Origin of the sequence: Bradyrhizobium sp. AZCC 1719, from assembly GCF_036924525.1 — a bacterium.
In the GTDB taxonomy this organism is placed as follows: Bacteria; Pseudomonadota; Alphaproteobacteria; order Rhizobiales; family Xanthobacteraceae; genus Bradyrhizobium.
In genome coordinates, this window is record NZ_JAZHRU010000001.1 from 979689 (window position 1) to 1004193 (window position 24505).

At 61.9% G+C, this 24505-nt stretch carries 28 protein-coding genes; 12 read left to right on the forward strand and 16 right to left on the reverse strand.

Going from position 1 to position 24505, the window contains the following annotated elements; all coding sequences use genetic code 11:
• Positions 1–4: 4 nt before the first annotated feature.
• Complete coding sequence (gene ispH / locus V1292_RS04705) at positions 5–973, reverse strand: 4-hydroxy-3-methylbut-2-enyl diphosphate reductase (protein WP_334370642.1); 969 nt, start codon at positions 971–973, stop codon at positions 5–7.
• Between the two features lie 219 nt (positions 974–1192).
• On the opposite strand from ispH, the gene V1292_RS04710 reads away from it, so the two are divergent.
• The gene (locus V1292_RS04710) at positions 1193–1888 is read left to right on the forward strand and encodes a DUF1013 domain-containing protein (RefSeq protein ID WP_057844387.1); all 696 of its coding nucleotides are present in this window, start codon (positions 1193–1195) and stop codon (positions 1886–1888) included.
• A 214-nt stretch (positions 1889–2102) separates the two neighbouring features.
• Here the strand turns inward: V1292_RS04710 and V1292_RS04715 are convergent, their stop codons facing one another.
• The 5 genes from V1292_RS04715 to V1292_RS04735 all read right to left on the reverse strand — a co-directional run bounded on the left by V1292_RS04715 (position 2103) and on the right by V1292_RS04735 (position 6177).
• Positions 2103–2321, reverse strand: a complete 219-nt coding sequence (locus V1292_RS04715) for an alkylphosphonate utilization protein (protein WP_334370644.1) — start codon at positions 2319–2321, stop codon at positions 2103–2105.
• A 197-nt stretch (positions 2322–2518) separates the two neighbouring features.
• Positions 2519–2725 (reverse strand): DUF6494 family protein, encoded by a 207-nt coding sequence (locus V1292_RS04720; RefSeq protein WP_028348102.1) that lies wholly within the window; start codon positions 2723–2725, stop codon positions 2519–2521.
• Between the two features lie 13 nt (positions 2726–2738).
• Positions 2739–2999, reverse strand: a complete 261-nt coding sequence (locus V1292_RS04725) for a hypothetical protein (protein WP_442895491.1) — start codon at positions 2997–2999, stop codon at positions 2739–2741.
• Positions 3000–3235: 236 nt separating this feature from the next.
• Entirely contained in the window at positions 3236–5146 is a 1911-nt protein-coding gene (locus tag V1292_RS04730) for a propionyl-CoA synthetase (protein WP_334370646.1), read from the reverse strand.
• Between the two features lie 266 nt (positions 5147–5412).
• A complete protein-coding gene (locus tag V1292_RS04735) occupies positions 5413–6177 on the reverse strand; it encodes a tetratricopeptide repeat protein (RefSeq protein ID WP_334370648.1) in 765 nt (254 codons plus the stop codon).
• Positions 6178–6388: 211 nt separating this feature from the next.
• Here V1292_RS04735 and V1292_RS04740 point away from each other — a divergent pair, with 211 nt between their 5' ends.
• Complete coding sequence (locus V1292_RS04740; protein WP_334370650.1) at positions 6389–7159, forward strand: hypothetical protein; 771 nt, start codon at positions 6389–6391, stop codon at positions 7157–7159.
• 136 nt (positions 7160–7295) lie between these two features.
• Here V1292_RS04740 and V1292_RS04745 read toward each other — a convergent pair whose 3' ends face one another.
• Entirely contained in the window at positions 7296–8099 is an 804-nt protein-coding gene (locus tag V1292_RS04745; RefSeq protein ID WP_334370652.1) for an SDR family NAD(P)-dependent oxidoreductase, read from the reverse strand.
• Positions 8100–8341: 242 nt separating this feature from the next.
• Between V1292_RS04745 and V1292_RS04750 the strand changes: the two genes are divergently transcribed.
• From V1292_RS04750 to V1292_RS04760, 3 genes are all read left to right on the forward strand, one after another.
• Positions 8342–10369 (forward strand): TRAP transporter permease, encoded by a 2028-nt coding sequence (locus V1292_RS04750; protein WP_334370653.1) that lies wholly within the window; start codon positions 8342–8344, stop codon positions 10367–10369.
• 26 nt (positions 10370–10395) lie between these two features.
• Entirely contained in the window at positions 10396–11355 is a 960-nt protein-coding gene (locus V1292_RS04755; RefSeq protein ID WP_334370654.1) for a TAXI family TRAP transporter solute-binding subunit, read from the forward strand.
• A 419-nt stretch (positions 11356–11774) separates the two neighbouring features.
• Positions 11775–12992 carry an EAL domain-containing response regulator gene (locus V1292_RS04760; RefSeq protein WP_334370656.1) on the forward strand — a complete coding sequence of 406 codons (1218 nt, stop codon included), beginning with the start codon at positions 11775–11777 and terminating at the stop codon, positions 12990–12992.
• A gap of 7 nt (positions 12993–12999) precedes the next feature.
• Here V1292_RS04760 and V1292_RS04765 read toward each other — a convergent pair whose 3' ends face one another.
• On the reverse strand, positions 13000–13479 hold the full coding sequence (locus V1292_RS04765; RefSeq protein WP_334370658.1) for a hypothetical protein: 480 nt from the start codon (positions 13477–13479) through the stop codon (positions 13000–13002).
• A gap of 199 nt (positions 13480–13678) precedes the next feature.
• On the opposite strand from V1292_RS04765, the gene V1292_RS04770 reads away from it, so the two are divergent.
• Entirely contained in the window at positions 13679–13984 is a 306-nt protein-coding gene (locus V1292_RS04770; RefSeq protein ID WP_334370660.1) for a hypothetical protein, read from the forward strand.
• 218 nt (positions 13985–14202) lie between these two features.
• Here the strand turns inward: V1292_RS04770 and V1292_RS04775 are convergent, their stop codons facing one another.
• The 3 genes from V1292_RS04775 to V1292_RS04785 form a co-directional block, all read right to left on the reverse strand.
• Positions 14203–15396 carry a hypothetical protein gene (locus V1292_RS04775; RefSeq protein WP_334370662.1) on the reverse strand — a complete coding sequence of 398 codons (1194 nt, stop codon included), beginning with the start codon at positions 15394–15396 and terminating at the stop codon, positions 14203–14205.
• Between the two features lie 91 nt (positions 15397–15487).
• Positions 15488–16468, reverse strand: a complete 981-nt coding sequence (locus V1292_RS04780; protein ID WP_334370663.1) for a Bug family tripartite tricarboxylate transporter substrate binding protein — start codon at positions 16466–16468, stop codon at positions 15488–15490.
• A 137-nt stretch (positions 16469–16605) separates the two neighbouring features.
• Positions 16606–17235: an NUDIX hydrolase gene (locus V1292_RS04785; RefSeq protein ID WP_334370664.1), complete on the reverse strand. Its 630-nt coding sequence runs from the start codon at positions 17233–17235 to the stop codon at positions 16606–16608.
• A gap of 80 nt (positions 17236–17315) precedes the next feature.
• Between V1292_RS04785 and V1292_RS04790 the strand changes: the two genes are divergently transcribed.
• The 3 genes from V1292_RS04790 to V1292_RS04800 all read left to right on the forward strand — a co-directional run bounded on the left by V1292_RS04790 (position 17316) and on the right by V1292_RS04800 (position 19263).
• A complete protein-coding gene (locus tag V1292_RS04790; protein WP_334370666.1) occupies positions 17316–17741 on the forward strand; it encodes a PaaI family thioesterase in 426 nt (141 codons plus the stop codon).
• A 133-nt stretch (positions 17742–17874) separates the two neighbouring features.
• Positions 17875–18897 (forward strand): aldo/keto reductase, encoded by a 1023-nt coding sequence (locus V1292_RS04795; RefSeq protein ID WP_334370668.1) that lies wholly within the window; start codon positions 17875–17877, stop codon positions 18895–18897.
• Between the two features lie 120 nt (positions 18898–19017).
• Positions 19018–19263 (forward strand): PilZ domain-containing protein, encoded by a 246-nt coding sequence (locus tag V1292_RS04800; RefSeq protein ID WP_334370670.1) that lies wholly within the window; start codon positions 19018–19020, stop codon positions 19261–19263.
• Between the two features lie 88 nt (positions 19264–19351).
• On the opposite strand, the gene V1292_RS04805 is transcribed toward V1292_RS04800, so the two are convergent.
• Both V1292_RS04805 and V1292_RS04810 read right to left on the reverse strand, forming a co-directional pair.
• Positions 19352–19642, reverse strand: a complete 291-nt coding sequence (locus V1292_RS04805; protein ID WP_028348084.1) for a hypothetical protein — start codon at positions 19640–19642, stop codon at positions 19352–19354.
• 356 nt (positions 19643–19998) lie between these two features.
• Positions 19999–20187 (reverse strand): hypothetical protein, encoded by a 189-nt coding sequence (locus V1292_RS04810; RefSeq protein WP_028348083.1) that lies wholly within the window; start codon positions 20185–20187, stop codon positions 19999–20001.
• Between the two features lie 135 nt (positions 20188–20322).
• On the opposite strand from V1292_RS04810, the gene V1292_RS04815 reads away from it, so the two are divergent.
• Positions 20323–20817 (forward strand): YciE/YciF ferroxidase family protein, encoded by a 495-nt coding sequence (locus tag V1292_RS04815; protein ID WP_334370672.1) that lies wholly within the window; start codon positions 20323–20325, stop codon positions 20815–20817.
• An 800-nt stretch (positions 20818–21617) separates the two neighbouring features.
• Here the strand turns inward: V1292_RS04815 and V1292_RS04820 are convergent.
• The 3 genes from V1292_RS04820 to V1292_RS04830 are packed head-to-tail and all read right to left on the reverse strand — an operon-like array spanning position 21618 to position 22599.
• Positions 21618–21908: a hypothetical protein gene (locus V1292_RS04820; protein ID WP_334370674.1), complete on the reverse strand. Its 291-nt coding sequence runs from the start codon at positions 21906–21908 to the stop codon at positions 21618–21620.
• A 60-nt stretch (positions 21909–21968) separates the two neighbouring features.
• Positions 21969–22163 (reverse strand): DUF3606 domain-containing protein, encoded by a 195-nt coding sequence (locus V1292_RS04825; protein ID WP_334370675.1) that lies wholly within the window; start codon positions 22161–22163, stop codon positions 21969–21971.
• 58 nt (positions 22164–22221) lie between these two features.
• Positions 22222–22599 carry a tautomerase family protein gene (locus V1292_RS04830; protein ID WP_334370676.1) on the reverse strand — a complete coding sequence of 126 codons (378 nt, stop codon included), beginning with the start codon at positions 22597–22599 and terminating at the stop codon, positions 22222–22224.
• Positions 22600–22797: 198 nt separating this feature from the next.
• Between V1292_RS04830 and V1292_RS04835 the strand changes: the two genes are divergently transcribed.
• Both V1292_RS04835 and corA read left to right on the forward strand, forming a co-directional pair.
• Entirely contained in the window at positions 22798–23397 is a 600-nt protein-coding gene (locus tag V1292_RS04835; RefSeq protein ID WP_334370678.1) for a TetR/AcrR family transcriptional regulator, read from the forward strand.
• A 132-nt stretch (positions 23398–23529) separates the two neighbouring features.
• Positions 23530–24495 (forward strand): magnesium/cobalt transporter CorA, encoded by a 966-nt coding sequence (gene corA / locus V1292_RS04840; protein ID WP_334370680.1) that lies wholly within the window; start codon positions 23530–23532, stop codon positions 24493–24495.
• Positions 24496–24505 lie beyond the last annotated feature (10 nt).

The following is a 24505-nucleotide window of genomic DNA, read 5'->3' on the forward strand; positions in this document are numbered from 1 at the left end:
GCGACTACTCGGCGGCAGCTTCAGGCCGCAGCGAACGCGGCAGCGGGAAGAATTCATTCTCCTCCGCGGCCGACACCGTCTCCACATGCAATTCGAAGCGCTCGGCGAAGGCGCCCATGATTTCCTCGACGATTACTTCCGGCGCGGACGCGCCTGCCGTGATGCCGAGGCTCTTGATGCCCTCGAAGCGCGACCAGTCCAGATCCGAGGCGCGCTGCGCCAGCACCGAAACCGGGCAGCCCTCGCGCTCAGCGACTTCGCGCAGGCGCTGCGAGTTCGACGAGTTCGGCGCGCCGACCACGATCAGGGCATCGACAACCGGCGCCACCTTCTTCACCGCGAGCTGGCGGTTGGTGGTGGCGTAGCAGATGTCTTCCTTGTGCGGGCCGTTGATGTTCGGGAAGCGCTGCTTGAGCAGCGCGACGATCTCGGCGGTGTCGTCGATCGACAACGTCGTCTGGGTCACGAAAGCGAGGTTGTTGGGATCCTTCGGCGCGAACGTCTTGGCATCCTCAGCGGTCTCGATCAGCGTCACCGCGCCCGCCGGCAACTGCCCGAGCGTGCCGACCACCTCGGGGTGGTGCGAATGCCCGATCAGCAGGATTTCACGGCCGCGCTTGAAGTGGATCGCGGCCTCGCGGTGCACCTTGGTAACCAGCGGGCACGTCGCGTCCAGCGAGAAGAAATTGCGGGCGCGGGCGTCCGCCGGAACCGATTTGGGAACCCCGTGGGCAGAAAACACCACCGGGGCGTTGGTATTGTCGGGGATTTCGGCGAGTTCCTCGACGAAAATCGCGCCCTTGGTCTTCAGGCTGTCGACCACGTAGCGGTTATGCACGATCTCGTGGCGGACATAGACGGGGGCGCCATAGATGGCGAGCGCCCGCTCCACGGTATCGATGGCCCGCACCACCCCGGCGCAGAAGCCACGGGGAGAACAAAGCACGATTCTGAGGTCTGGTTTGGCTGGCATGGGGCGCTATCTCGGGACCGAATCACCCCTTGCCGGCGGGCAGGGAACGGCCAATTCGGATAAGGACTTGGGACTGCTTTCGGCCTGTGTCAAGGCACTTTAGCAGACCATTGCGCCAGTGGGGCCGGAAGGCCTATATAGGCGTTGAATTCCCGTCATCACCGATGACCACAGGCTTCGCCTCCGAAAGAGGTGGGCGAAGCACAAAGGAGATTTGCCATGAGCAATGCACCGCTGATGCCCAAGGCGACGGCCGTGTGGCTGGTTGATAATACCGCTTTGACCTTCGACCAGGTGGCCGATTTCACCAAAATGCACCCCCTTGAGGTCCGCGCCATCGCCGACGGCGATGCGGCCCAGGGCATCAAGGGCATGGACCCGATTTCGACCGGCCAATTGACCCGCGACGAGATTGAGAGGGGTGAAAAGGATCCGAATTACCGCCTCAAGCTCGGCGAGAGCAAGGTGGTGCTGCCGCCGGCCGCCAAGAAGAAGGGCCCTCGCTATACCCCGGTGTCGCGCCGCCACGAGCGGCCGAGCGCGATCCTGTGGCTGGTCCGCAACCATCCCGAACTGAAGGACGCGCAGATCATGCGCCTGGTCGGCACCACCAAGACCACCATCGCCTCTGTCCGCGACCGCACCCACTGGAACGCTTCGACGCTGACCCCGATGGACCCTGTGACGCTCGGCCTGTGCTCGCAGATCGAGCTCGATTTCGAGGTGCAGCGCGCCGCGAAGGAAAAGCCGGTGCCCGCAGCCTACGGCGGCGCCACCCTGCTGCCGGCCTCAGAGACCACGAAGAAAGAGCCGGAGTTCGAGCCGAGCGAGAAGTCGGAGGACGACCTCAACGTCGATGCCGTGTTCGCCAAGCTCAAAAATATCGGCGGCAAGAAGCAGGACGAGGAAGAGTAGAAGTTATCGGCTACGGCTGATGTTGAACGCGGCGGGGCAACCTGCCGCGTTTTGTTTTGGCGGCCAACCATCCCTCAGTTGTCATGCCCCGCGAAGGCGGGGCATCCAGTACGCCGCGCTCTATCGTTTCAATCACCACTTTCCCAGAGTACTGGATCCCCCGGATGACGAGTTGAGTCAGGTGATGACGGAGGTGCTTGAGCAGCGCACCCCCTCACGCCTTCTTCAAGAACTCCGTGCGCAGCACCAGGCCCTTGACCTTGTCGGTGCGGCCTTCGATTTCCTCCTCATTGTCGGTGAGGTGGATGTTCTTGATCACGGTGCCGCGCTTCAGCACGGTGGAGGATCCCTTCAGTTTCAGATCCTTGATGAGCGTGACGCTATCGCCCTCAGCGAGCAGCGCGCCGTTGGAATCCCTGACCTTGATGTCCATGTGATGCCTTCTTTGTATGAAGTCCGGCGTCCTTCTCTTGTGGGAGAAGGTGCCATAGGCGGCCTGCGGCCGCCGTCCTTTAGTGGACGCCGATGCTTTGCATCGGCTATGCACAGTCCGCCGGATGAGCATGCGCTCATTCGACTCACCCTTTCCCACAAGGGGAGACCGGAAACAAGATCGCGCCGCTGCTCTTCTCAGCCCAGCTCGATCTCGTCGTCGATCTCATGCGACAGGCCGATGCCGCTGATCGTGAGAACCATCTTTGCCGGCAGCTTTTCATGGCCCTTCAGCTTTCCCGACTCGATGGCATCGCGCACGGCCTTTTCGACCTCACGCTGCGAGGTGACGCCGACTTGCTTGAGAAATTTGCGCAGGCTGACGTTGAAGACATCTTCGTTCATACGGACCTCCTGATCACGGCCTCGTCGGATTGTTCAGCATCTGCTCGGCGAGATTGCGCTGGGCGCGGTCGGTACGCGCGTTGGCATTGGCGCGCTGGACGTCGCGGTTCTTGCGGCAGATGACGTAGTCGTTCGAGCCCGGCGCGACGTTGTTGGAGCGACAAAACGCGTCATCATCGGCGCTGGTATCGACCATGGTCGGCTGGCCGCGTTCGAGGCAACCCGCGAGCAGTGGTGCGATGAGGAGGAATGCGAGTGACAGGTTACGTCGCATGCTCTGTCCCTTCCAGGTTTCGTCCTTGCCGGGCGCGCGTCCCCGACTTGATCGGGATGAGCCGGCAATCCATCGAAATAATGGCAGCCTGCTTTGACGATGATGGATGCCCGGGTCAAGCCCGGGCATGATGAGGAACCCGCCGTCATTCCGGGGCGATGCGAAGCATCGAACCCGGAATCTCGAGATTCCGGGTCTGGTGCTTGCGCACCATCCCGGAATGACGATCGCAACAACTACACCCGGCCCTTCAGCGCGTCGCCGATTTCGTCGAGCACCTTGGGGTCCTCGATGGTGGCCGGCATGGTCCAGCTTTCGCCGTCGGCGATCTTCTTGATGGTGCCGCGCAGGATTTTTCCCGACCGCGTCTTCGGCAATCGCCCAACTGTGATGGCGAGCTTGAAGGCTGCGACGGGGCCGAGCTTGTCGCGCACCAGCGCCACGATCTCCTTTTCGATCTCGGCCGGCTTGCGGGCCACGCCTGCTTTCAGCACCAGGAAGCCGCAGGGCACCTCGCCCTTGATGGCGTCCTTGATGCCAAGAACCGCACATTCGGCGACGTCGGGATGGGAGGCCAGAATTTCCTCCATACCGCCGGTGGAGAGTCGGTGGCCGGCGACATTGATGATGTCGTCGGTACGGCCCATCACCCAGACATAGCCGTCCTCGTCCTTGTAGCCGGCATCCGAGGTCTTGTAGTAGCCGGGAAACTCCGTGAGATAGGCTTCCCTGAAGCGCTGATCCTGCTGCCACAGCGTCGGCAGGCAGCCGGGCGGCATCGGCAGCTTGATCACGATAGAGCCCATGGTGCCCGCTGCGACCGGCTTGGATGCCTCGTCGACCACATCGACCTGATAGCCCGGCATCGGCACGGTCGGCGAGCCGTGCTTGACCGGCAGCATGCCCAAGCCCACCGGATTGCCGGCGATGCACCAGCCGGTCTCGGTCTGCCACCAGTGATCGATGACCGGCACCTTCAATTGCGCCTCCGCCCATTCCACTGTCGGCGGATCGGCACGCTCGCCGGCCAGAAACAGCGTGCGGAATTTCGACAGATCGTATTTGCGGATGAAGGCGCCGTCAGGGTCTTCCTTGCGGATGGCGCGGAAGGCAGTCGGCGCGGTGAACAGTGCGACGGCCTTGTGTTCGGAAATGACACGCCAGAACGCGCCGGCGTCGGGCGTGCCGATCGGCTTGCCCTCATACATGATGGAAGTGGCGCCATGAATCAGCGGGCCATAGACGATGTAGCTGTGGCCGACGACCCAGCCTATGTCGGAGCCGCACCACCAGACCTCGCCCGGCTTGACGCCGTAGAGATTGAACATCGACCATTTCAGCGCGACCAGATGCCCGCCATTGTCGCGCACGACGCCCTTCGGAATTCCCGTGGTGCCTGAGGTGTAGAGAATATAGAGCGGATCGGTCGCGAGCACCGGCGTGCACGGCGCGGCCTTGCCGGCGTCGAGCGCCGCGCGGCGGAGCGCCGCCCAGTCGTGATCGCGGCCGGCCGTGAGCTCGCAAAGATGCTGCGGCCGCTGCAGGATGACACAGGCCTGCGGCTTGACGCTTGAAAGCTTGATCGCCTCGTCGAGCAGCGGCTTGTACTGCACGATGCGGCCGGGCTCGATGCCGCAGCTCGCCGAGAAGATCAGCTTCGGCTTGGCGTCCTCGATTCGCGTGGCGAGCTCTTTCGCCGCAAAGCCGCCGAACACCACCGAATGCACCGCACCAATCCGCGCGCAGGCCAGCATCGCGAACACCGCTTCCGGCACCAGCGGCATATACAGGATGACGCGGTCGCCCTTGGCAACACCGAAATCGGCCATCACGGCGGCGAGCGTCTGCACCTCCTTCAGCATCTCGGCATAAGTGAATTTCGAGATGGTGTTGGTGAGCGGCGAATCGTGGATCAGCGCGACCTGGTCGGCGCGTCCGCCCGCGACATGGCGGTCGAGCGCGTTGTAGCAGGTATTGACCACGGCGCCGGCGAACCATTGACCATAGGCGCCCATCGAGGGATCGAAGATTTTTTTGGCCGGCTCGATCCAGTCGATCTCGCGCGCGGCCTCGGCCCAAAACCCTTCCGGATCGGCCAGCGAGCGGGCATGGACCTCGTGGTAGCGGCTGTTGTCCTGGATGTTCATGGCGCACTCCCCGCTATCCCGCCTGTGTCATCATGCCCGTGCAGGGCATCCACGTCCTTGCTTCAGGTCAAAGAAGGGCAAGACGTGGATGGCCGGGACAGCCCGGCCATGGCGCTCGGCGGCTTTGTTTGCCGCATTGTCACGGGAAGCGGCAGGAGATCAAGCGGGAATGGCTTGACCGTTCGACTAAACTCTACTGTCATCGGGCCGCGCTACGCGCCGACCCGTTGGCGCTCCTCACCATGAGGAGCCATGACGCAGTAAGGCTAGTATCCGGCGATCCCGTTGATCTGCTGCAGGCGCTCGCGCATGGCCTTGTTCAGGTCGTAGCCGGGCTGGCCGTATTCCGCGCTGCGGCGGGCGATGTATTGCTCCTGCTCGCGCCGCAGCTTGCGCGCCTGCTGTGGGGTCATCTTTCCAGCGGCCGCCCTGACATAGGCCGCTTGAACCTCGCGATCGAGATCGGCGAGTTCCGGATTGGCGCAGATCGCCTTCTCCACCTTACGGCGGGCAGCGGCACAGTTGAAGCTCGGTTTGCCGGCGACTGCCTTCAGCGCGCCTTGCCGCTCCGCCTCCTGCGCCAGCGCCCGGTGGTTGGCTCTTGCGACGACGTGATCCGGGTTGAGCTTGATTGCCGCGGCGAAATCGGCCACCGCCTTGGGTAGATCACCTTTCTTGCGCCAGAGTTCGCCGCGCGCGTTGTGAACATCGGCGTGCGCCGGATCGAGCCGCAACACGCCATCATAATCGGCGATGGCACGGTCGATCATGTCCTTGCGCTCATAGGCGGTCGCACGTGCAATCAGCGCCTTGATGCGATCGGCCTTCTCGGTCTTTGCGTTGTCGATCAGCGCACTGCAAAGATGCACCGTCCTGTCGTGATCATGTGCAAGGCCGGCGGCAAGACAGGACGCAGGATCGATCCGCAAATCCTTTGCTAGCTCGGTCCCGGTCGCCGACGCATCATGCGCAAACGCCATCCACAGCAGAGAGGCCGCGACCAGGTTGCGGATATCGGGGTTGCCTCGCATCAATTGATCCGGAAAAAGCACTATCGATTGCTACGCGATCCTAGCAAGCGACCTGCGTTTTCGACAAGCTGCCTGCAAATTTCCTGTTCGCGAGAACGGATTTTGGCCGAAACGTGACCTGCGGGAACGTAATCCTCTTCACAGACGGAAGAACACAATCCGTGAGAAAATCTGCCGTGAACCTTTTGCAGTTCACGCGGACTCAACCACCATGACCACACTGATCGACTTCAATCCGCCGCGCGCCATCGCGCAATCCCAAACCGGCTACTTTTACTTCTACATGGCGCTAGCCTGCATGGCCGTCGCCTTTCTCGGCTTCGCACCGACCTACTGGCTGCCAATGGCGAAGGGATCGTTCTCGGCCTCGCCCGTCGTGCACTTTCACGGCCTGCTGTTTTTCGCCTGGACGCTTTACTTTGCATTCCAGAGCTGGCTTGCCGCGTCCGGCAAAGTCGCCCGGCACCGCGCCATCGGCATGGTCGGCGTCTCGCTGGCGACCGCAATGACGATTTTTGGCTTCCTGGTCGCGGTCAACGCGATGAAGCGCTCCGCTGCGGCTGGATTGACCAATGAAGGAATCGCGTTCGCGATTGTCCCGCTCAGCGGAATTCTGTTCTTTGCCGTGGTGTTCACGCTGGCGATTGCCGCCATCCGGCGGCCGGAAACCCATAAGCGGCTGATGCTACTGGCCAGCATCTCGCTGCTCGATGCCGCAGTCGCGCGCTGGTTTCTCACCTTCCTGGCGCCTCCCGGCCCACTCGGCCCGCCGCCGGTCCCGGTGACCATCCCGCCGGCTATCGTCGCCTATCTTCTGTTGGTGGCCGCTATCGTCCACGACTGGCGCACGCGCGGCCGGCCGCATCCGGTCTATGTCTACGGCGGCATTGCGCTGATCGCGATCAAGTTTCTGAACTGGCCGATCAGCCTCTCTCCGCTGTGGCATTCCTTCGCTGGCGGCATATTGGCGATGGCGCAGTAACTGGATGGGTCGTCATTCCGGGGCGCGCGAAGCGCGAACCCGGAATCTAGAGGTTTCTCACATCGAGATTCTCCGATGTGCGGATGCACATCGTAGTTCGCGCGCTTCGCACGCGCTCCGGAATGACGGCACTAAACTAGCTCGACTTCACCGTTATCCCGCCGTCGACCACCAGCTCGATCCCAGTGACGTAACGGGATTCGTCGGAAGCGAGAAACAGCGCCGCATTGGCAACGTCCCAGGCGTCCCCCATGTGCCCCATCGGCACCTGTGCATCGCGCGCCCGCCACATCGCTTCGACGTCGCCGGCCGAATAGCTTGCAGCAAGGCCGGCCGAGTGCTCGACCATCGGCGTCTTCATCAGGCCCGGCAGGATGCAGTTCACGCGAACATGGTCTTTCGCGAATTGCACGGCGGTGGTGCGCGTCATCTGGTTCATCGCCGCCTTCGAGGCGCCATAGGTGACGTAGGAGATGCCGAGATGGCGAATGGATGCGATCGACGAGATGTTGATGACTGAGCCGCCACCCTGCTTCTGCATCACGGGAATAACGTGCTTCATGGCAAAATAGGCGCTCTTGAGATTGACCGCGAAAACGTAGTCCCAGCTTGCCTCGTTCACCTCGACGACGCTGCCCATTTCGGCGATACCGACATTGTTGTCGAGCACGTCGATGCGGCCATAGGCCTTCAGGCACGCCGCCACCATCGCCTCGACCTCGGCCTCGCGCGAGACGTCGGCGGTGAAGGCGACGGCCCTGCCGCCCTCGCCCGTGATGATGCTCACGGTTTCATTTGCGGCAGCTGCATTGCGATCGACGCAGAACACGCTGGCGCCCTCGCGCGCGAAGGTGACGGCGGTCGCCTTGCCATTGCCCCAGCCGGGGCCGATCGATCCCGCGCCCACCACCATCGCCACCTTGCCCTTGAGCCGTTCCATCGACTTCTTCTCCCTTTGGGTTGTCGTTGCATTGCAGCGCGCACGAACGCGGCGCATCCGAATTTTGGGGCGGGAAATTGGACGTCCGGCGCCCTTGGGTCAACCTCTCCAAAAAGCTAAAGCAGCGACTTGGACATAGGCCGAAAAGGCCCTTGCCACCGCCCCCCAAAACGGACTGAATGCGGCCCGCGAAGGAGGCCCGCCGCAGTCGGGCCGGAAAGTTAACCGGTCCCGAGGGAAGCATGGCCGTAGACAAGACAACGCCGCCCAATGACGAGGTCGTCACCGTTTCGGACGAAGCCTTGCACAAGGCGGAAGCCTACATCGAGGCGGAAGAAGGCGCGACCAACCGCCTGATGGGGTGGGCGGGAAGGATTTCGACCACGATTGCCGTGGTCATGAGCCTGTTTCACCTCTATGCGGCCTATGCCATCGTTCCGACCCAGGAGCTTCGCTACACCCACGTCGCCTTCACCTTGATCTTGAGCTTCCTGCTGTTTCCGCTGGCGACGCGGTTTCGCAACCGAGTGCGCTGGTGGGACATCGTTCCCGGGATCGTCGCGGTGGCGACCGTCATCTATGCGCTGTGGGGTGGCGAGGACTTTACCGACCGCGCCACCACGCCCGATCGCTGGGACGTGATCGTCGGCATCGTCTTCATCGTGATGCTGCTAGAGGCGACGCGGCGGACCACCGGCGCAATCATGCCCGTGGTGTCGCTGCTGTTCATCGCCTATGCGATGCTCGGCCCGTATTTGCCGGCGCCCTGGACCCATCGCGGCTACGACCTGGACCGCCTGGTCGGCCACCTCTTTATCACACTGGAAGGCATTTTCGGCGTCGCAGTCGACGTGTCGGCGACGCTGATCATCCTGTTCACGATCTACGGCGCATTCCTGCAGCATTCCGGCGCCGGCAAATTCTTCATCGATTTCTCGCTGGCCTTGATGGGCGGCAAGCCGAACAGCGCCGGCCGCACCGTGGTGCTGTCGTCATTCCTGCTCGGTGGCCCCTCCGGATCGGGCGTCGCCACGACCGTGATGATCGGCACAGTGGCCTATCCGATGATGGCGAAGGCGGGCTTCGAGAGGAACGCCGCGGGCGGGTTGCTGGCTGCCGGCGGGCTGGGCGCGATCCTGTCGCCGCCTGTGCTCGGCGCCGCCGCGTTCCTGATCGCCGAGTTTCTCAAGATCAGCTATCTCGACGTCATCTGGATGGCGACCATTCCGACCTGTCTTTACTACATGTCGCTGTTGTTCATGGTCGAGCTGGACGCCAAGAAATTCCACGCCAAGAACGTGACATTCACGCCCGAGATGTCGCTCGGCCAGATGACCAGGCGGTACGGCTTCCACTTCATCTCGCTGCTCGCCGTGGTGTTTTTCATGGTCATCGGCTACTCGCCGTCGCTATCGGTGTTCTACGCCATTGTCGTCACCTTTGCGCTGAGCTTCCTGCGCCGGGAGACCGCGCTGGTGCCGACCAAGCTGGTGAAGGCGCTGGCCGACGGCTCGATCGGCGCGCTCAATGCCGCGACCACCTGCGCCTGCGCCGGCATCGTCGTCGGCATCGTGACGCTGACCGGTCTCGGCCTTAAATTCTCGTCGATCGTCATCGCCTATGCCGGCGGCAGCCTGTTGCTGACCGCGATCTACACCGCGCTGATCGTCTGGATTATCGGCCTCGCCGTGCCGGTGACGGCGTCCTACATCATCTGCGCGGTCATCGCAGCGCCCGCGCTGGTCAAGCTCGGCGTGCCTGATTACGCCGCTCATATGTTCATCTTCTACTATGCCGTCCTGTCGGAGGTTTCGCCGCCGACGGCGCTGTCTCCGTTCGCGGCGGCCGCCATCACCGGCGGCGATCCCTACAAGACCACGCTGCAGTCCTGGAAATACACGCTGCCCGCGTTCCTGGTGCCGTTCGTCTTCGTGCTCGATCCGCAGGGCGGCGGCCTCTTGATGTCGATCCCCAAGGGCGGATCCTGGATCGACATTCTCGAAATCACGATCAAGACAAGCTTGGGACTGCTGGCGCTGGCTGCATTTGCCCAGAACTGGGCGCTGCGACAAAATACAGCGGTCGAGCGCGGCCTGCTTCTGCTATCCGGATTGCTGCTGGTGTTCCCAAGCCTGATTGAGGCAATGGTCGAATGGATCACCGGACGCGATATCAGCTACACCTATGTGCCGGGCCTGATCATCGGTTTCGGCGTATTGCTGTGGCAGGCCAGAACGCGGTCGCCGGAGCGGCCTGCGGTCACAACATAGAGAAGAAGCAATTGAGGGAGACAAAAATGAAAAAGACCACAGCGATACTGGCGATGGCTCTGGGGCTCGCCTTTGCCGGCGCAGCCCATGCGCAGCAGAAAACCATGTCGATCGGCACCGGCGGCACCGGCGGCGTCTACTATCCGCTCGGCGGTGCGGTTGCCAACGTGCTCTCGAAGAACCTGCCCAACATGCAGGCTACCGCCGAAGTCACCGGCGGCTCGGTCGACAATCTCAAGCTGATCGGCGCCGGAAAAAGCGAGCTTGCCTTCACCATGGCCGATGCGGCGCTCGATGCTTTGCAAGGGCAGGACAAGTTCAAGAGCGGCAAGGTGCCGCTGCAGGCGCTGCTCGTGGTCTACCCGAACCGCATGCATGTGGTGACGGTGGAAGGCACCGGTATCCAGACCATGGCAGATCTCAAGGGCAAGCGTGTTTCGACCGGTTCGCCCGGCAGCGCCACCGAAGTGATGGCATTCCGCGTCATCGAGGCGGCCGGCCTCGACAAGGACAAGGACATGAAGCGCGAGCGGCTCGGCGTCGCCGAATCCGTCAACGCGGTCAAGGACCGCAAGATCGACGCCTTCTTCTGGGTCGGCGGCATTCCGACCGCCGCAATCACCGATCTCGCGGCCACTCCCGGTCTGAAGATGAAGCTGATCGACCATGGCGATCTGGCCGAGAAGATGAATGCCAAATACGGCAAGCTCTATTCGTCGAGCAAGATCAAGGCGGGCTCGTATCCCGGCTACGACAAGGACAACTCCATCACCGACGTCTGGAATCTGATCGTCACCGGCGACAAGATGAGCAATGAGGACGCCTACACCATCGTCAAGACGCTGGTGGAAAAGAAGGCCGACATTGTTGCCGTGCACAAGGAAGCCGAGAGCTTCTCGCTCGACAACCAGGTGCAGGACCGTTCGCCGATCCCGTTCCATCCTGGCGCGTTGAAGTACTTCAAGGAGAAGGGTATCGGCGGCTAAGGCATCGCGCTCGAGCTATTTGGCTTGCGTCATCAGTGACCGCGGTCTGCCGAGGACCGCGGTCATACTTTTGGCCAGGGTTGTGAGCCTTGCGGCATTGCTGCGCCTGCGAGGGAGCGTTCAGGCGACGTTCGCTCAGCCACGAACATCGCGGCGCCGGCGAGCGACCACAGGCGTTAACACGCGAGGCTGATCAATGTTGTCGAAGCTGGGCATCAGCGCGTTAAAGCCGATGAAATGACCCCGTCGAGTGCCCGGGCGCTGGTTGGCTGCGTCGCGGCAGCAGCTTCCCTAAAATTTTATTCTTGTCGGCTGCTTTAACCCTACCGAAGTAATCATGTGACCTGCCGCAAAATTCCATGATTGCGACCGCAACGCCGATGTACCACTGGCGTTGGGGTAGCTAGCGGGAGGGTGGCATGGAGCAAATCAACTTTGTCGAGTATTCGCGCGCGGCGCACTTTGGGCATCGGAAGTTGGCGCCCAGAGCGTGCGTCGTCGACAGCAAAAGGCACCTGCGATTGTTTCTTTCCGACGCTCTCGAGGATCTCGGGTTCGTCACCTGCGAATGCGGCCAGGCCGGCGATTTGGCAGGCGTACTGCAGGCGGAGCAGCCGGACCTGATCGTGCTCAGCGTGTGCGCCGACGGGATCAATGTCGGCGAAATTCTCGAGGCAATCGTCCGGAAAGATTTCGGCGGCAAGGTTCTCGTGATCGGTCAACCCGACACGATCATGGTTAAGGCGGTCAGGCAGATTGGCGAAGAATACGGCATTGCCATGCTGCCCTCCTTGCCGACGCCATTCGGCGCAGCGAGCCTGCGCGCCAGCCTCGCGACGCTGCTGCCTGCCGAGCCGGCGCCAAGCCCGGCCGTCGACGTCGCCGAGGCGTTGAAGGCTGGCTGGCTCGAACTGTGGTATCAGCAGAAGATCAACACCCGCACGCTGGTCCCCAGCGGAGCGGAGGCGCTGGTCCGCATGCGGCATCCGGCCTGGGGCGTGGTCCCGCCGGCCTACTTCATTCCCGACGACAAGGATCCGCATTTTTGCAAGCTTTCCGAATTCGTGATCGGCCGCGCGATCGAGGACTGGCGCTATCTGCTGGAGAGCCAGGGTCCGGTCGACCTCTCGATCAACCTGCCAATATCGTTCTTCGACGACGCAGCGGCGGTGCGCGATCTGTGCCGCGCCATGCCCGCCCACCCGGCGTTCGGCGGACTTTTGATCGAAATCAACAGCAGCGAGGTGGTCGACCATCCGGATCTCGCAGTGGACACCGCAAGACGGCTGCGCCTGCACAATATCGCGATCGCCATCGACAATGTCGGCGCGGAATGGCCGTCGCTGCTGGAGCTTCGGAGCTTCCCGTTCGTCGAGCTGAAGGTCGACCAGCAATACGTCAAGGGCTGCGCCGACGATCGGCTGAAGCAGACGGTATGCCGACGCATCGTCGAACTGGCCCGAGACAACGACGCTCGCGCCGTCGCCCAGGGCATCGAGACGCGCGCCGATTACCTTGCCGCGCACGACATGGGATTCGATCTGATCCAGGGCCATCTGTTCGGCAAGCCCGTCGGCGTGCGCAAATTCGCGCGGTCGCGCCCTCAGCTTGCAGCCGACCCCGAGAAGGCTCCCTGAGCGAAGCTCACTCGAATTTCATATCGATACATTTCGCGATGTCGGAGCCGAGACCGGACGAGATGATGATGCAGCCGCGCACCTTGAGATTATTGTTGTCGCTGGCCCACACCGCATAGCCACCGGGACCGAAGAACGAATTGGTGTTCGGCGGCTCGGTCTCGGTGGCATCGAACGAATAGTTCGCGTCGGTATCGAAGATGCGGGGCTTCTTGGTGCAGCCGCCGTCGGCCTGCACGTTGATGACTTCCTTGTTGTCCCGCGTCAGCGCCATCGAGACCTGGCAGCGGACATACTCTGACGTCTTGGTGTTGAACACGTAAGCATAGGATTTGCAGGTCGAGGTGTTGAGCTTGCCCGCGCTCAATCCCCGACTGCAGGCGATCCGCTGGTTGTTGGACAGCTTGAAATTGTCAGCCTCTGCCGCTTGAGCCGGCGTCATGAACGATAGCGCAACACCAAGACCGATCTTCATGACGTGATTCATCCTAACCATCCCTATGACGTTTTTCGCAATGCATGCTTGTAGCCGGAAAGGCGAACATAGTCGCGAAGTCGGACGCGGGAAATCACAAAGTCTCAAGGGCCGTGTGATGCGTCGAAGGTGGCAATTGACGGCGCAATGCCGTTCGTGATTTGTTCAAAACGTGGGACAGAAGCCGCTTAAGGCCGCTGGGAGGATGACGATGACGAGCGTTTCGACAAAATCAGTTTTGATGGCGGCCGCACTGACGGGGCTGGCTACATCGGCATTTGCGCAAGGCGCGGCACCGACTCCCTGGGAATTGAAGTCGGACATGGGTTACGCCTACGGCAGGGACGGCAAGACGCTCGCCTACAAGCTGGGCACCAATAATGCCGGCTTGCTATTGAAGGGCGCCAAGAAAGTGCCCAAGGGCACGTTGTTCTTCCTTGGCCAGAACGGGCAGCTCTACATGCGCTCAGGCCCCTATCTGGAAGGCGACGGCAAGTTCATGTTCGGATCGGAGTGAGGCGCGAGCTCTCGCGCTACTTACCCTCCTCTGGAGGGGTCCGAGACGAGCGAAGCTCGCTCGTGGGTCGGCACGGATCGAGCGAAGCGAGATGCGTGACGGGGTGGGGTGACGGTCCATCCTCTCGATCAGTGCCCGAGTGGAGAGATCACCCCACCCCGTCTCACATTCGCTGCGCTCATGTGAGCCGACCCTCCCCCTCCAGGGGAGGGTAAAAACTAAAACGCTGTCGCCAACTCCTTTGCGCCGGGCTTGCTGGAGTTGAAATCCATCCGCTCGTCGGTGATCGCCAATAGTTTCGCCACCGTGTTATGGCGGATTGCGACCGGGTTACGCTCGTAGCCGCCACGCTGGAAGAAATTCGAGGTCGGCACCTGCTCGCGCATCGCCTGCGGCATGGTGACCATGTCGAGGCCGGTGCCGTCGCCGGTCAGGTTCATCATTTCGAGTTCAGCCGCCGTCAGCGGACGATTGTAGCCCTTGGCGCGCGCGAAATGGACCGATGTCAGCAGCTTGTGGGTCTGCAACATCGGTCCGACGTCGACATCGAGCACCATAGCGTGCACAGCCCAGCCCTGCGGGGTGTTGGCGAGCTTCTCATGCTCGGACCAGGTATCCGGCACGGTGCGCGTAAACGCCACCATCCTTTTCAAGACGGCAAGCTTCTGGTCCATCGCCTTGCGCGGCGCGCCCGACAGCGTCGCGGCCCTAGCCGTCAGTTCCTTGATGATTTCGTGGCCCTGTTCGGCCAAAAGCTCGACGCTGTTGGTGGTGAGTAACTGATTGTAGCCGATCGCGGTCGAGATCGCGCGCGAGCCCGGTTTCGAGGGGTTCAGACCCGACTGCATGTCGTAATTGCCGCTACCGCCGGTCTCGAACGAGTAGACCCGCACCGCCTGCTCGCGCGTTAATCCCGCGGCCAACGCGTAGCGGGCATAGGCGCGCTTGAACTCGACCTCGGTTGCCGGCCGTTGCGGCGTGAACTGGAAATGCTCGGCGGCCGCTTTAAGAAAATCGGCGACCACCGGCAGCGGCTTGCGCTCGCGCGGCGGCTTTTCTTCTTCCGGCTCCGGACTGACCGGGCGCTTCGGACCGGTGTAGACCGGCGGCTGCGTCAGCACGTAATCGTTGAGCGTGATGGCCTGGCGTTCCCGGCGCTTGGCGTTACGGCCCTTTCGCTTCTCGGAGATTGAGGCCCAATAGGCGCCCGCCTGCTCCTCGAACGCTGCGCGGGCTTCCTGATACTCTTTCAGCTTGCGGCGGTATTCGGCCATCGCCTGCGGCGAGGCGGCTTGCGCCATGGCGTCGGCGGTTGAGGGAGGGAGCAGCTCCGTCGCCACGGCAGGCGGCGCACTCGCGAGCAGCGCGAGCGCAGCTAATCCGGAACCCATGCGAATCAATGGCAGGCGCATGGCACGGTTGTAGCAAGCGCGCCTACGATGTCAGCCCCGAAAGGGCGCGACTCTTTTTCCCTTCCCCTTGTGGGAGAGGGTGGAACGCCGCTCACTCCTGCTCGACGCCGCTGGCTTTCACCAGTTGCGACCACTTCTTCTCGTCCTTGTCGATGAAGGCCGCATAGTCTTCCGGCGCACCGGGGGTAATTTCGGTGCCGTCATTGCTCAACTGCTTCTTCACCTCGTCGGAGGCGAGCGCGTCGCGCAGCGCCTTGTTGAGCTTGTCGACGATCGGTCGCGGCGTGCCGGCGGGCGCGACGAGGCCGTAGTAGAGCGAAGCGTCGAAGCCGGCTAGCCCCGCCTCCATCAGCGTCGGCACATCGGGCAACAGGCTCGATCGCGTGGTGCTGGTGACCGCAAGTGCGCGCAATTTGCCGGCGGAGACGTTGGCGTGCGAGGCCGGGATCGGCGCGAACGCCATCGGGATGTGGCCGCCGAGGAGATCGGTCAACGCCGGGCCGGTGCCCTTGTAGGGGATATGCACCAGCCTGATGCCGGCGGCGCGGGCGAAATATTCGCCGGTAATGTGGCTGGCGGTGCCGGCGCCGGCCGAGCCGAAATTGACCTTGTCGGGATTGGCCTTCGCATGGGCAATCAATTCGGCGACACTCTTTGGCGGGAATGATGGATGCACCACGAGCGAATTCGGTGCGTTGCCGATCATGCCGATCGGTGCAAAATCCTTGCGCGGATCGTAGCCGGAATTCTTGTAGAGGGAGGGGCCTATCGCGAGCGTGCCGGTGTAGCCCAGGAGCAGCGTGTAGCCATCGGGATCGCTTTTCGCGACCGCCTTGGTGCCGACCGTGCCGCCGGCGCCGGGACGGTTGTCGACCACCACCTTCTCGCCAAGCATCTCGCTCATTTTGTCGGCAATGGCGCGGCCGACGATCGAGGTGCTGCCGCCGGGCGCGAACGGAATGACCAGCGTGATGGCGCGGGCGGGATAGGTTTGAGCGCGCGAAACGTCTGTTGCTGCGCTCAAGCCGAGCATGGCGGCTGCGACGCAAAGCCACTTTCTCCCGATGGACATGGTGGGCGACTCCCGGATCTGTTCTTCTTCTTGACGCAGCTATCGTCTCCGAAACTACCAATATCCGCAACCCGCGCTGCGTGAGCATGCTCTCTCACATGGTGAGATGAGCAGCCGTTTCGGCAGCGGCGCCGACTCTATTTCCAGGCGAACACCGGCTGCTCCAGTTCGGCCACACGGGTCTCGCGACCCGCCAGGACTTCGGCAAACTGATAGATCAGCGCCGCCGTTGGCGCGTGGATGTGCTGGCCGGCATGGCGAAAGCGGATCACGCGCCGCGTGCTTTCGGGAATCCTGGTGAAGCTGAAGACGTCGGCTCGCTCGATGTCGTCGAGCGCGACGCGATGTACCGAGGCGACCTCCGCCGGATTGGGGACGATATCGCCGTTTGTACCGACCCAGACCACCACCGGCGTGATCAGATAGCCTGAGCGCGTCGGGTAGTCGTCGAGCAGGCCCAGCACATCGCTTTCGCCGAGGCCGACGCCGAGTTCTTCGTGGAGCTCGCGCAGCGCAGCCTGTGCCGGCGTCTCGCCGTGGTCGCAGCGCCCACCCGGCAACGCCCATTGGGCGGCGTGGGCGCGCAGGCTTGCGGCGCGGCGGGTCAACAGAAATGTGGTGCCCGGGCCGCTCTCGGCTTCCGCCAGCGCGATGGCGACCGCGGCGCGCTTCAGCTCAGGCTCTGCGCGCTCCGAGGGCACCCGCGCAAATGCCGCGCAAAGCTCTGCAATATTCCGCCGCGTGGTATCGTCAAATGGCCTGGCCATCCCGCTTGACTACAACACCAGCGCATCAGATGAAATGACCCCGGACAGCAAGATAGCCCGCAGAAAACGGAAAGCACGGCATGACAGCCAAGGCCGCGGACAAGCTCAAATCCGACGGCTGGAAGATCGTCGAAACCTCCGGCTTCCTGCACTTGATCGGCCCACTGTGGCAGCGCGTCGTCGACGGCGCGCACGAATACGCGCTCGCCACCGAGGACAAGCACCACAACCGCCGCGGCCTGGTGCAGGGCGGCGTCATCATGACCTTCGCCGACCGCACCTGCGGCATGACCGCCCGCTTCGTCTCGGGCAAGCCGACGCTGGCGACCGTGCAGCTCGATACGCACTTTGTCGAAGCCGGCAAGATCGGAGAGGTTTTGGTGTCGAAGCCGCATGTGGTGCGCTCCACCCGCAGCCTTATTTTCATCACGACGGAAGTGACGGTCGACAAACGCTGTATCGCGATGGCGAGCGGTGTGTTCAAGATATTGAAGAGCGAGGTTTGAGAGTTGCCGTCATTCCGGGGCGATGCGGAGCATCGAACTACGGGGCGGCCTTCCGCCCCTGAGAATCTCGAGATTCCGGGTCTGGTGCTGACGCACCATCCCGGAATGACTGCCAAAGACTGAGGAGCGATTGATGCAATACCGCCAACTCGGCCGCAGCGGCCTGAAGATTTCACCGATCTGCCTGGGCACCATGATGTTCGGCGGTCCGACCGATGAAGTCACGTCGTCGCGCATCATCGCGAAAGCGCGCGAGGCCGGCGTCAACTTCATCGACACCGCGGATGCCTATAATGGCGGCCAGTCCGAGCAGGTGGTCGGCCGTGCCATTTCAAACAATCGCACGAACTGGATTCTGGCGACCAAACTCGCCAACCAGATCGGCGACGATCCCAATTGCGGCGGGCTGTCGCGGCGCTGGGTGATGCAGGCGGCGGAAGAGAGCCTGCAACGCCTCGGCACCGATTTCATCGACATCTATTATTTGCACAAGGAGGACCACGCGACGCCGCTGGAGGAGACGGTGCGCGCGATGGGCGATTTGATGCGCCAGGGCAAGATCCGCTATTTTGGCGTCTCCAACTACCGCGCCTGGCGCGTCGCCGAGATCTGCAACATCTGCGACAACAACGGCATCGATCGCCCGATCGTCAGCCAGCCCTATTACAACGCCATGAACCGGATGCCGGAGGTCGAGCACTTTCCGGCTTGCGGCTATTACGGCCTCGGCATCGTGCCCTATAGCCCCTTGGCGCGCGGGGTGCTGACCGGCAAGTACAGGCCGGATGCGGCGCCGGGCCAGGACACGCGTGCGGGCCGCGCCGACAAACGCATGATGCAGACCGAATGGCGGGCGGAATCGCTGCAGCTCGCCCAGGAGATCAAGCGGCACGCCGAAGCGCGCGGCATCACCGCCGGGCAATTCGCGGTTTCATGGGTGCTGAATTCGTCATTCGTGAGCGGGGTGATCGCGGGCCCCCGGACCGAACAGCAATGGGATGATTATATCCAAGCGCTGGACTATCGCTTCACGGCGGAGGACGAGGCGCTGGTCGACCGGCTGGTGGTGAGCGGCCATCCCTCGACGCCGGGGTTCAATGACCCGGCCTACCCGATCGAGGGCCGGCGGGCGCGGACGGACGGCCAAGCTCGATGAGCGGGAACGGCGGTTCCGCGGCGGCCCACGACTTGGCGTTGCATCCGGGCTGGAGCGCTCGGTAACGGGATAGTAACCTCGCCGGTAGAAAACTCCCTGTTCAGATGGGAGGTCCATGTGGTGGACGAGCACAGGATAGCACCACGGCGTCGGCTCTTGAAAGCGGGCAAGATTTCGTTTGGCGGCGGCGCCGTCATTGATTGCACGGTGCGCAATCTTTCCGAAACCGGCGCTGCGCTCGAGGTAAGCTCTCCCGTCGGCATTCCCGAACGCTTCACGCTGGTGATCGAAGCCGACAACATCCAAGTGCCGTGCCGCGTCGTCTGGCGAAAAGAGACGCGGATCGGGGTTCATTTCGAAACCTGACCGGCGCATTTCAGCAACCATCGCGCGCGGCACGCGACCGCGCACGACAAATCGTCTGAAACACACGCCGGGTCCCGGACTCGAAGAGTCAGTGTCTGGATTCGAGACTGACGATCACGCCTGTCGGCTCGGGCTCGTGTGGCGACAATTTCGTCAGCGTCTCATCGCTCCAATAAGCAAGGTTTACGATCATGCCGATTGTGGTTTCCCGCTCGGAAGCCTCGGTCGGCTCCAGGACGTTGAGCCCGCCGCTGTCGAGGAAGAATGTATGATCCCCAAACATGCTGGCTAGCTGCGGAACCACCGGATGATCGTCGGGAAGCGCCTGGGCTTCGAATTGCGTCAGAGCGCGTTCTACCTGTGCCGAGTTCAATTTCATGCACGATCTCCTTACTTGGCTTCTGGTTGGTGAGCACCGCGTGATGGCCTTGACCGCGCGCGGCTCTTTCTGCGGAGGGAATGACGTCAAGCGTGTCGGATCCTGATCGCTCGTCCCCACCGGCGTCACGCGCCGGCTCGCAGCTTCGCTTTCAATTCCGCAAGCACGCCGAATTGAAGTCGGGACAGTGGTGCCTCTTGGCGCCGCTTCAACCCGGCAACGAAATTAAATTCGCAATGTTCCGCAGAAAGGCATGTTTGAAATCGCACGGAACCAGGCGGAAAAGTTCCAGCGCCCGCGATCGCTTTCGGCCTAGTTCTTTCGAACGACCGCCAGCATCGCGTGACTGTCGCCGGCTATTTCCCATCGGGAATGGGATGCCGCCTTGCCAGTTCGTCGAGCGGCAGATGCGCTTCCTCGTCGCTCAGCGCAAAACGCACGATGACATCCTGACGCCCGACCTGCCCCCAAAGCCCATCCGATGACCATTTCTGTGGCGCAGGCCCTCGCAGGCCTTCCACCCAGACAAAGTACCATTCCGTCATCGCAGCACCTCTTGGGTCTTCGATCAGGTCTCTTCGATCAGGTCTTGGAGATCAGCTCTTGGACCGGAACCAGATGCATCGTGGCCTCGTTGGAATGATATCGCCTCATACGCATCCTGACAGAAGGATTTCGCCATGGAGATCAAGAATTTCAAGGACATGTACATTGCCGAACTGCAGGAACTGGTGAGCGTCGAGGACCAACTTGCGGAAGCACTGCTGCGGATGGCGGCGGCGGCAGCCCACCCGGCACTCAAGGACGCGCTGGTGGACCATCACGCGGAGACGGTCACGCAGAAGGGCCGCCTTGTAGCCATCCTTCGCCAGCATGGCGCAGACCCGGCGGCGCATGTCGACCAGGCCATGGAGGCGCTCATCCGTGAGACCCGGAAGATGCTCAGCATGCTGGAGGGCGACGACCTTCGCGATGCCGGCCTGATCGCATCCGCCCAGAAGCTCGAGCACTATGAAATCGCCGCCTACGGCTCGGCAGCCGCGCTGGCGGGGCAGTTGGAATTGCGCAACGACCAGGCGACGCTGCACGAGAGCCTGATGGAAGAAAAAGAGATCGATGCGCTGCTCACCGATATCGCCAAGGGTGAGGTCAATCCGGATGCGCTGGCGGCGTGACTTCGGCGTGACTTCGGGGCTGCTGGCGCTCGCAAGAGGTGCAGCGTCCGTGCATGTGACGCTGCCGCTCAGGACGGGGGACACGCGCTGACAGTGTCTTCGCGACGATCTTCGGGCGCGATCTTCAGCGTGTTCGGGATTTAGGCCCGCTGCTCTTGATGTCGGATTTCTTGGTTTCGGATTTCTTGGTTTCGGATTCAACTGTCAAACAGCGAGAGGGTGTGCGTCCGCGTTCTCGCGGCGTGAAGCGCCCGAGCTTTGCTTGAACGTCCGCCCTCCATCGAAACAAGGGCGCAGGGAAAGCCGGGTGCACGCTGCACCCGAGGTCTCGTGTGCTGTTTGCGCATAAGGAAATGCACACGAGCATACAGGGCAGCGGAGGCATTCCGGCTTTCCCTGCGCGATGGTTTACGGCTTACTTCGTGCTCTCCCCGGAGAACGGCTCTTTTGCCTCCGTCGCCGGCGGGACACTTCCCGCCAACTTAACGCCAGCACCGCGGCGCCCGAACCACACGACTTCGCCGTCCGCTTCAGGCGCCGACGTCAGCTAGCGCCATTCACGTCCACCGCATCTCACCGCGCGTTCGTGACGTGGCCAACGCCCCTTGGGTGGGTGAGACGGGCGGAGTTATGCCGGTGATTTGGGTTGCAAGTGAAGCGGAATATTTTTAGTCACCGGACTTGACACGACTTCTGAAAATCAGAAGTGATTTGCCTCGTCGTGCCAATTGGTCGCACTCGCGCGCAGCAATGCTACGCGTGCGGCAGAAGGCGGGACGTCTCGAATCGAACAAACAGACTCACTTTCGATCTTCGCCCTCGCGACGCTCCTTGAAATGCGGACTGGCGGCCTCGTCGTGACCGCTTCGGCTGCTGAAGAACATCAGCGCCATCAGGCCGCATCCGATCAGGAGCGAGAAGAACGTGCCAAGGCCAAGCGCAATCCAGCCGTGCGTGCTCATCGGAACGTCGCTGCTTGCGTTCCAGACGTAAGCTGCCCACACGCCGGTGAGGACAAGCAGAGCAGCAAGCACAATGAGCAGGACGATTTGCCCCGAGCCAATCTTGGCTCTTTCCGAAGATTGCTGCATGCACCAACTCCATCTTCCGGTGAACCAAACGGACTGGAGCGTGTCCGTTCCTAAGGGAAATTACCTTTTCTTCCCCCTCAGCGCCTTCACCACCCGCTTGCGGCTGCTGCCGACCTTCTTGACAGCTTTCTTCACGGCCGAGGCCGACTTGCGGGTTTTCTTTGCGATGTACCGTACCTCGTAACTCTGCCCGCCGGCCACGCGCGCACGATCCTGATTGCGTCCACGCAGCGACTTCTTCGCTTTCTTCGCCATTTCGAATTTCCTCCAAGTGCCCCGCAGTGCAACGCGAGGTATGGAACGGAGTTCCTGATTATGCGAATTGCGCGAGGCCGTGGCCGACCGACCAATTCTCTTTCGCGGCCTCGAGAACGTTCACGAACACGTTCTCCGACCGGATGCCGGGGCTTTCGGCGAGCAACTCCGCCGTCCGCCGGAACAGCGCTTTCTTCTGTTCTGATGTACGGGTGTTGAACACGGTGATTTGGATGAACACAACATCGTCGCTGCGCGCGACGCCATAGGCATCGCCGTAGCGGAAGTTCGCCGCGTCATGCTCGGTGATGGTCATGAACTGGTCGTCTTCGGGCACACTGAGCGTTTCACGCATTGCGCGGTAAAGGCTGTCGAAGATCGCCTGCCGGTAGGCTTCCGGCTTTCCGGCGCGCAGAGAGATGTGAATGAGCGGCATCGCGAATCCTTTCAGAAAGCGTCACGCGGATGCGCACCACAGCAGCGGCTCCCGCAGTGGCGGGCCACCACGAAATGAGCTATCCAGCCCGACACGTTTTTAACATAGCGTTCAAAACCATATTCTTGACGTCGTGTCAAATATTTTTGACGCTCGTCAGGTAGCGGCATCGGACCGATGGGATGCAGGGAGGGAAACATGCGGCCGCGAGAGTTCGACCACGACGACGTCCTGCGCATCGCGTTCGATCAATTCTGGCGCAAGGGGGTGCGCGGCACGTCGCTGTCAGACATTGCGCGTGACGCCGGCGTCCAGCGCGGCAGTCTCTACAATGCCTTCGGCAGCAAGGAAGCGCTGTTTCTCTGCGCCTACGAGCGCTATGCGCGCGAATATCTCGGCTCTGTCCAAAAGGCGCTCGGCTCCGGGACCTTGCGAAAACGCCTCACGGGATTTTTCGATCTGACCATAGAAAACTTCCGTTCCGGCTCGCCGCCCCGCGGATGCCCCACCACGCGGGGACTGATGGAGCTGGCGTCGGTCGAAGGCGAAGGGCTGGATGAGAACGCGCGCAAAACCTTTGCGGATCTGGTGGCGCGCATCACCGGCCTAGTTCAGGAAGCCTTGTCAGAGGGCGTCAAGCGAGGCGAGTTCAATGGCGACCCCGGAACCGCTGCCTTACACATCGTCACCGTGACGCGCGGATTGGCCGTGCTCGAACGAGCTTTTGGTGATGAGGCCCAACTTCGGAAGATTGCGAGGCACACGATCGATCTCGTGCTTGGCGGGGCGCGCCGCTAGAGCAAAGCGTATACGCTGCGCTCCAATCCGCCTTACGGCATCAGACATATTGCCCTACATCCGTGTGGCCGAAATCCGCGCCCTTGAACTTTCGGAACCTACCCTGCTTAATACAATCGGAGGAAGTTCGTTGTGAGCGTCGTTGCAGCCCACCTTTATCGTAAAGGCAAGAAGGTGAGAGCCGTTTCCCTGGACGAGCCGATCGACTGCAAGGGGAAATCCGAATTTGTCTGGATCGGATTGTTTGAGCCTTCGAAACGGGAGCTTGAGCAACTTGAGAAGAACTATGGGCTTCATCCTCTCGCGATTGAAGACGCCTTCAAGGCAAACCAAATACCGAAGGTTGACGTTTATGGCGACCAACTGTTTGTGATGACCCGCACCGCTCACCTTGAGCAGGATCACATAGCTTACGGCGAGACTGCACTTTTTGTCGGAAAGAATTTTATCATTTCGGTGCGGCATGGCTCCGCACGGGCACATACCGGCCTCCGCAACCAACTGGAAGCGGCGCCCAGCTTACTATCCCAAGGTCCGGACTACGTTCTTCACGCCATACTCGACTTTATCGTTGATGGTTATCTCCCGATTGTCGAAACGATCGAGGAACGCGTTCTAACCATGGAGCAGAGTGCTCTCGACAGCTTCCTCAGCCGTACAGAGGTCAAGCGGATCTTCGGCCTGCGCCAGGAGCTAATCCGCTTTAAGCGGATCATCGGCCCCATGACGGAGGTCTGCGGCCGGCTCGTACACCTGGATTCGCCGTGTCTAGACGCTGACGTTCGTCCGTATTTCCAGGACGTTCTGGACCACGTACGACGAGTCGATGCGATGGTGAACTCACTGCGAGACGTTCTGACTTCGGTTTTCGAGGTGAGCAATCTGTTGGAGCAGCAGCGTCAAGGCGTCATCACGAGACAGTTGGCCGCCTGGGCCGCGATATTGGCCGTACCCACTGCGATTGCCGGGATCTACGGCATGAATTTCGAGAACATGCCCGAGCTGAAAACCCAATACGGCTACTACGTCGTCGTCGGCATTATCGCCCTGCTGTGCACCGTGCTTTACCTGCGGTTCAAGCGGGCTCGATGGCTTTGATAGCGGGTTG

Bases quoted from the DNA above. Each gene is read 5' to 3' on its own strand.
- ispH (WP_334370642.1), bottom strand. From the start codon at position 973: ATGCCAGCCAAACCAGACCTCAGAATCGTGCTTTGTTCTCCCCGTGGC.
- V1292_RS04710 (WP_057844387.1), top strand. From the start codon at position 1,193: ATGAGCAATGCACCGCTGATGCCCAAGGCGACGGCCGTGTGGCTGGTT.
- V1292_RS04715 (WP_334370644.1), bottom strand. From the start codon at position 2,321: ATGGACATCAAGGTCAGGGATTCCAACGGCGCGCTGCTCGCTGAGGGC.
- V1292_RS04720 (WP_028348102.1), bottom strand. From the start codon at position 2,725: ATGAACGAAGATGTCTTCAACGTCAGCCTGCGCAAATTTCTCAAGCAA.
- V1292_RS04725 (WP_442895491.1), bottom strand. From the start codon at position 2,999: ATGCGACGTAACCTGTCACTCGCATTCCTCCTCATCGCACCACTGCTC.
- V1292_RS04730 (WP_334370646.1), bottom strand. From the start codon at position 5,146: ATGAACATCCAGGACAACAGCCGCTACCACGAGGTCCATGCCCGCTCG.
- V1292_RS04735 (WP_334370648.1), bottom strand. From the start codon at position 6,177: ATGCGAGGCAACCCCGATATCCGCAACCTGGTCGCGGCCTCTCTGCTG.
- V1292_RS04740 (WP_334370650.1), top strand. From the start codon at position 6,389: ATGACCACACTGATCGACTTCAATCCGCCGCGCGCCATCGCGCAATCC.
- V1292_RS04745 (WP_334370652.1), bottom strand. From the start codon at position 8,099: ATGGAACGGCTCAAGGGCAAGGTGGCGATGGTGGTGGGCGCGGGATCG.
- V1292_RS04750 (WP_334370653.1), top strand. From the start codon at position 8,342: ATGGCCGTAGACAAGACAACGCCGCCCAATGACGAGGTCGTCACCGTT.
- V1292_RS04755 (WP_334370654.1), top strand. From the start codon at position 10,396: ATGAAAAAGACCACAGCGATACTGGCGATGGCTCTGGGGCTCGCCTTT.
- V1292_RS04760 (WP_334370656.1), top strand. From the start codon at position 11,775: ATGGAGCAAATCAACTTTGTCGAGTATTCGCGCGCGGCGCACTTTGGG.
- V1292_RS04765 (WP_334370658.1), bottom strand. From the start codon at position 13,479: ATGAATCACGTCATGAAGATCGGTCTTGGTGTTGCGCTATCGTTCATG.
- V1292_RS04770 (WP_334370660.1), top strand. From the start codon at position 13,679: ATGACGAGCGTTTCGACAAAATCAGTTTTGATGGCGGCCGCACTGACG.
- V1292_RS04775 (WP_334370662.1), bottom strand. From the start codon at position 15,396: ATGCGCCTGCCATTGATTCGCATGGGTTCCGGATTAGCTGCGCTCGCG.
- V1292_RS04780 (WP_334370663.1), bottom strand. From the start codon at position 16,468: ATGTCCATCGGGAGAAAGTGGCTTTGCGTCGCAGCCGCCATGCTCGGC.
- V1292_RS04785 (WP_334370664.1), bottom strand. From the start codon at position 17,235: ATGGCCAGGCCATTTGACGATACCACGCGGCGGAATATTGCAGAGCTT.
- V1292_RS04790 (WP_334370666.1), top strand. From the start codon at position 17,316: ATGACAGCCAAGGCCGCGGACAAGCTCAAATCCGACGGCTGGAAGATC.
- V1292_RS04795 (WP_334370668.1), top strand. From the start codon at position 17,875: ATGCAATACCGCCAACTCGGCCGCAGCGGCCTGAAGATTTCACCGATC.
- V1292_RS04805 (WP_028348084.1), bottom strand. From the start codon at position 19,642: ATGAAATTGAACTCGGCACAGGTAGAACGCGCTCTGACGCAATTCGAA.
- V1292_RS04810 (WP_028348083.1), bottom strand. From the start codon at position 20,187: ATGACGGAATGGTACTTTGTCTGGGTGGAAGGCCTGCGAGGGCCTGCG.
- V1292_RS04815 (WP_334370672.1), top strand. From the start codon at position 20,323: ATGGAGATCAAGAATTTCAAGGACATGTACATTGCCGAACTGCAGGAA.
- V1292_RS04820 (WP_334370674.1), bottom strand. From the start codon at position 21,908: ATGCAGCAATCTTCGGAAAGAGCCAAGATTGGCTCGGGGCAAATCGTC.
- V1292_RS04825 (WP_334370675.1), bottom strand. From the start codon at position 22,163: ATGGCGAAGAAAGCGAAGAAGTCGCTGCGTGGACGCAATCAGGATCGT.
- V1292_RS04830 (WP_334370676.1), bottom strand. From the start codon at position 22,599: ATGCCGCTCATTCACATCTCTCTGCGCGCCGGAAAGCCGGAAGCCTAC.
- V1292_RS04835 (WP_334370678.1), top strand. From the start codon at position 22,798: ATGCGGCCGCGAGAGTTCGACCACGACGACGTCCTGCGCATCGCGTTC.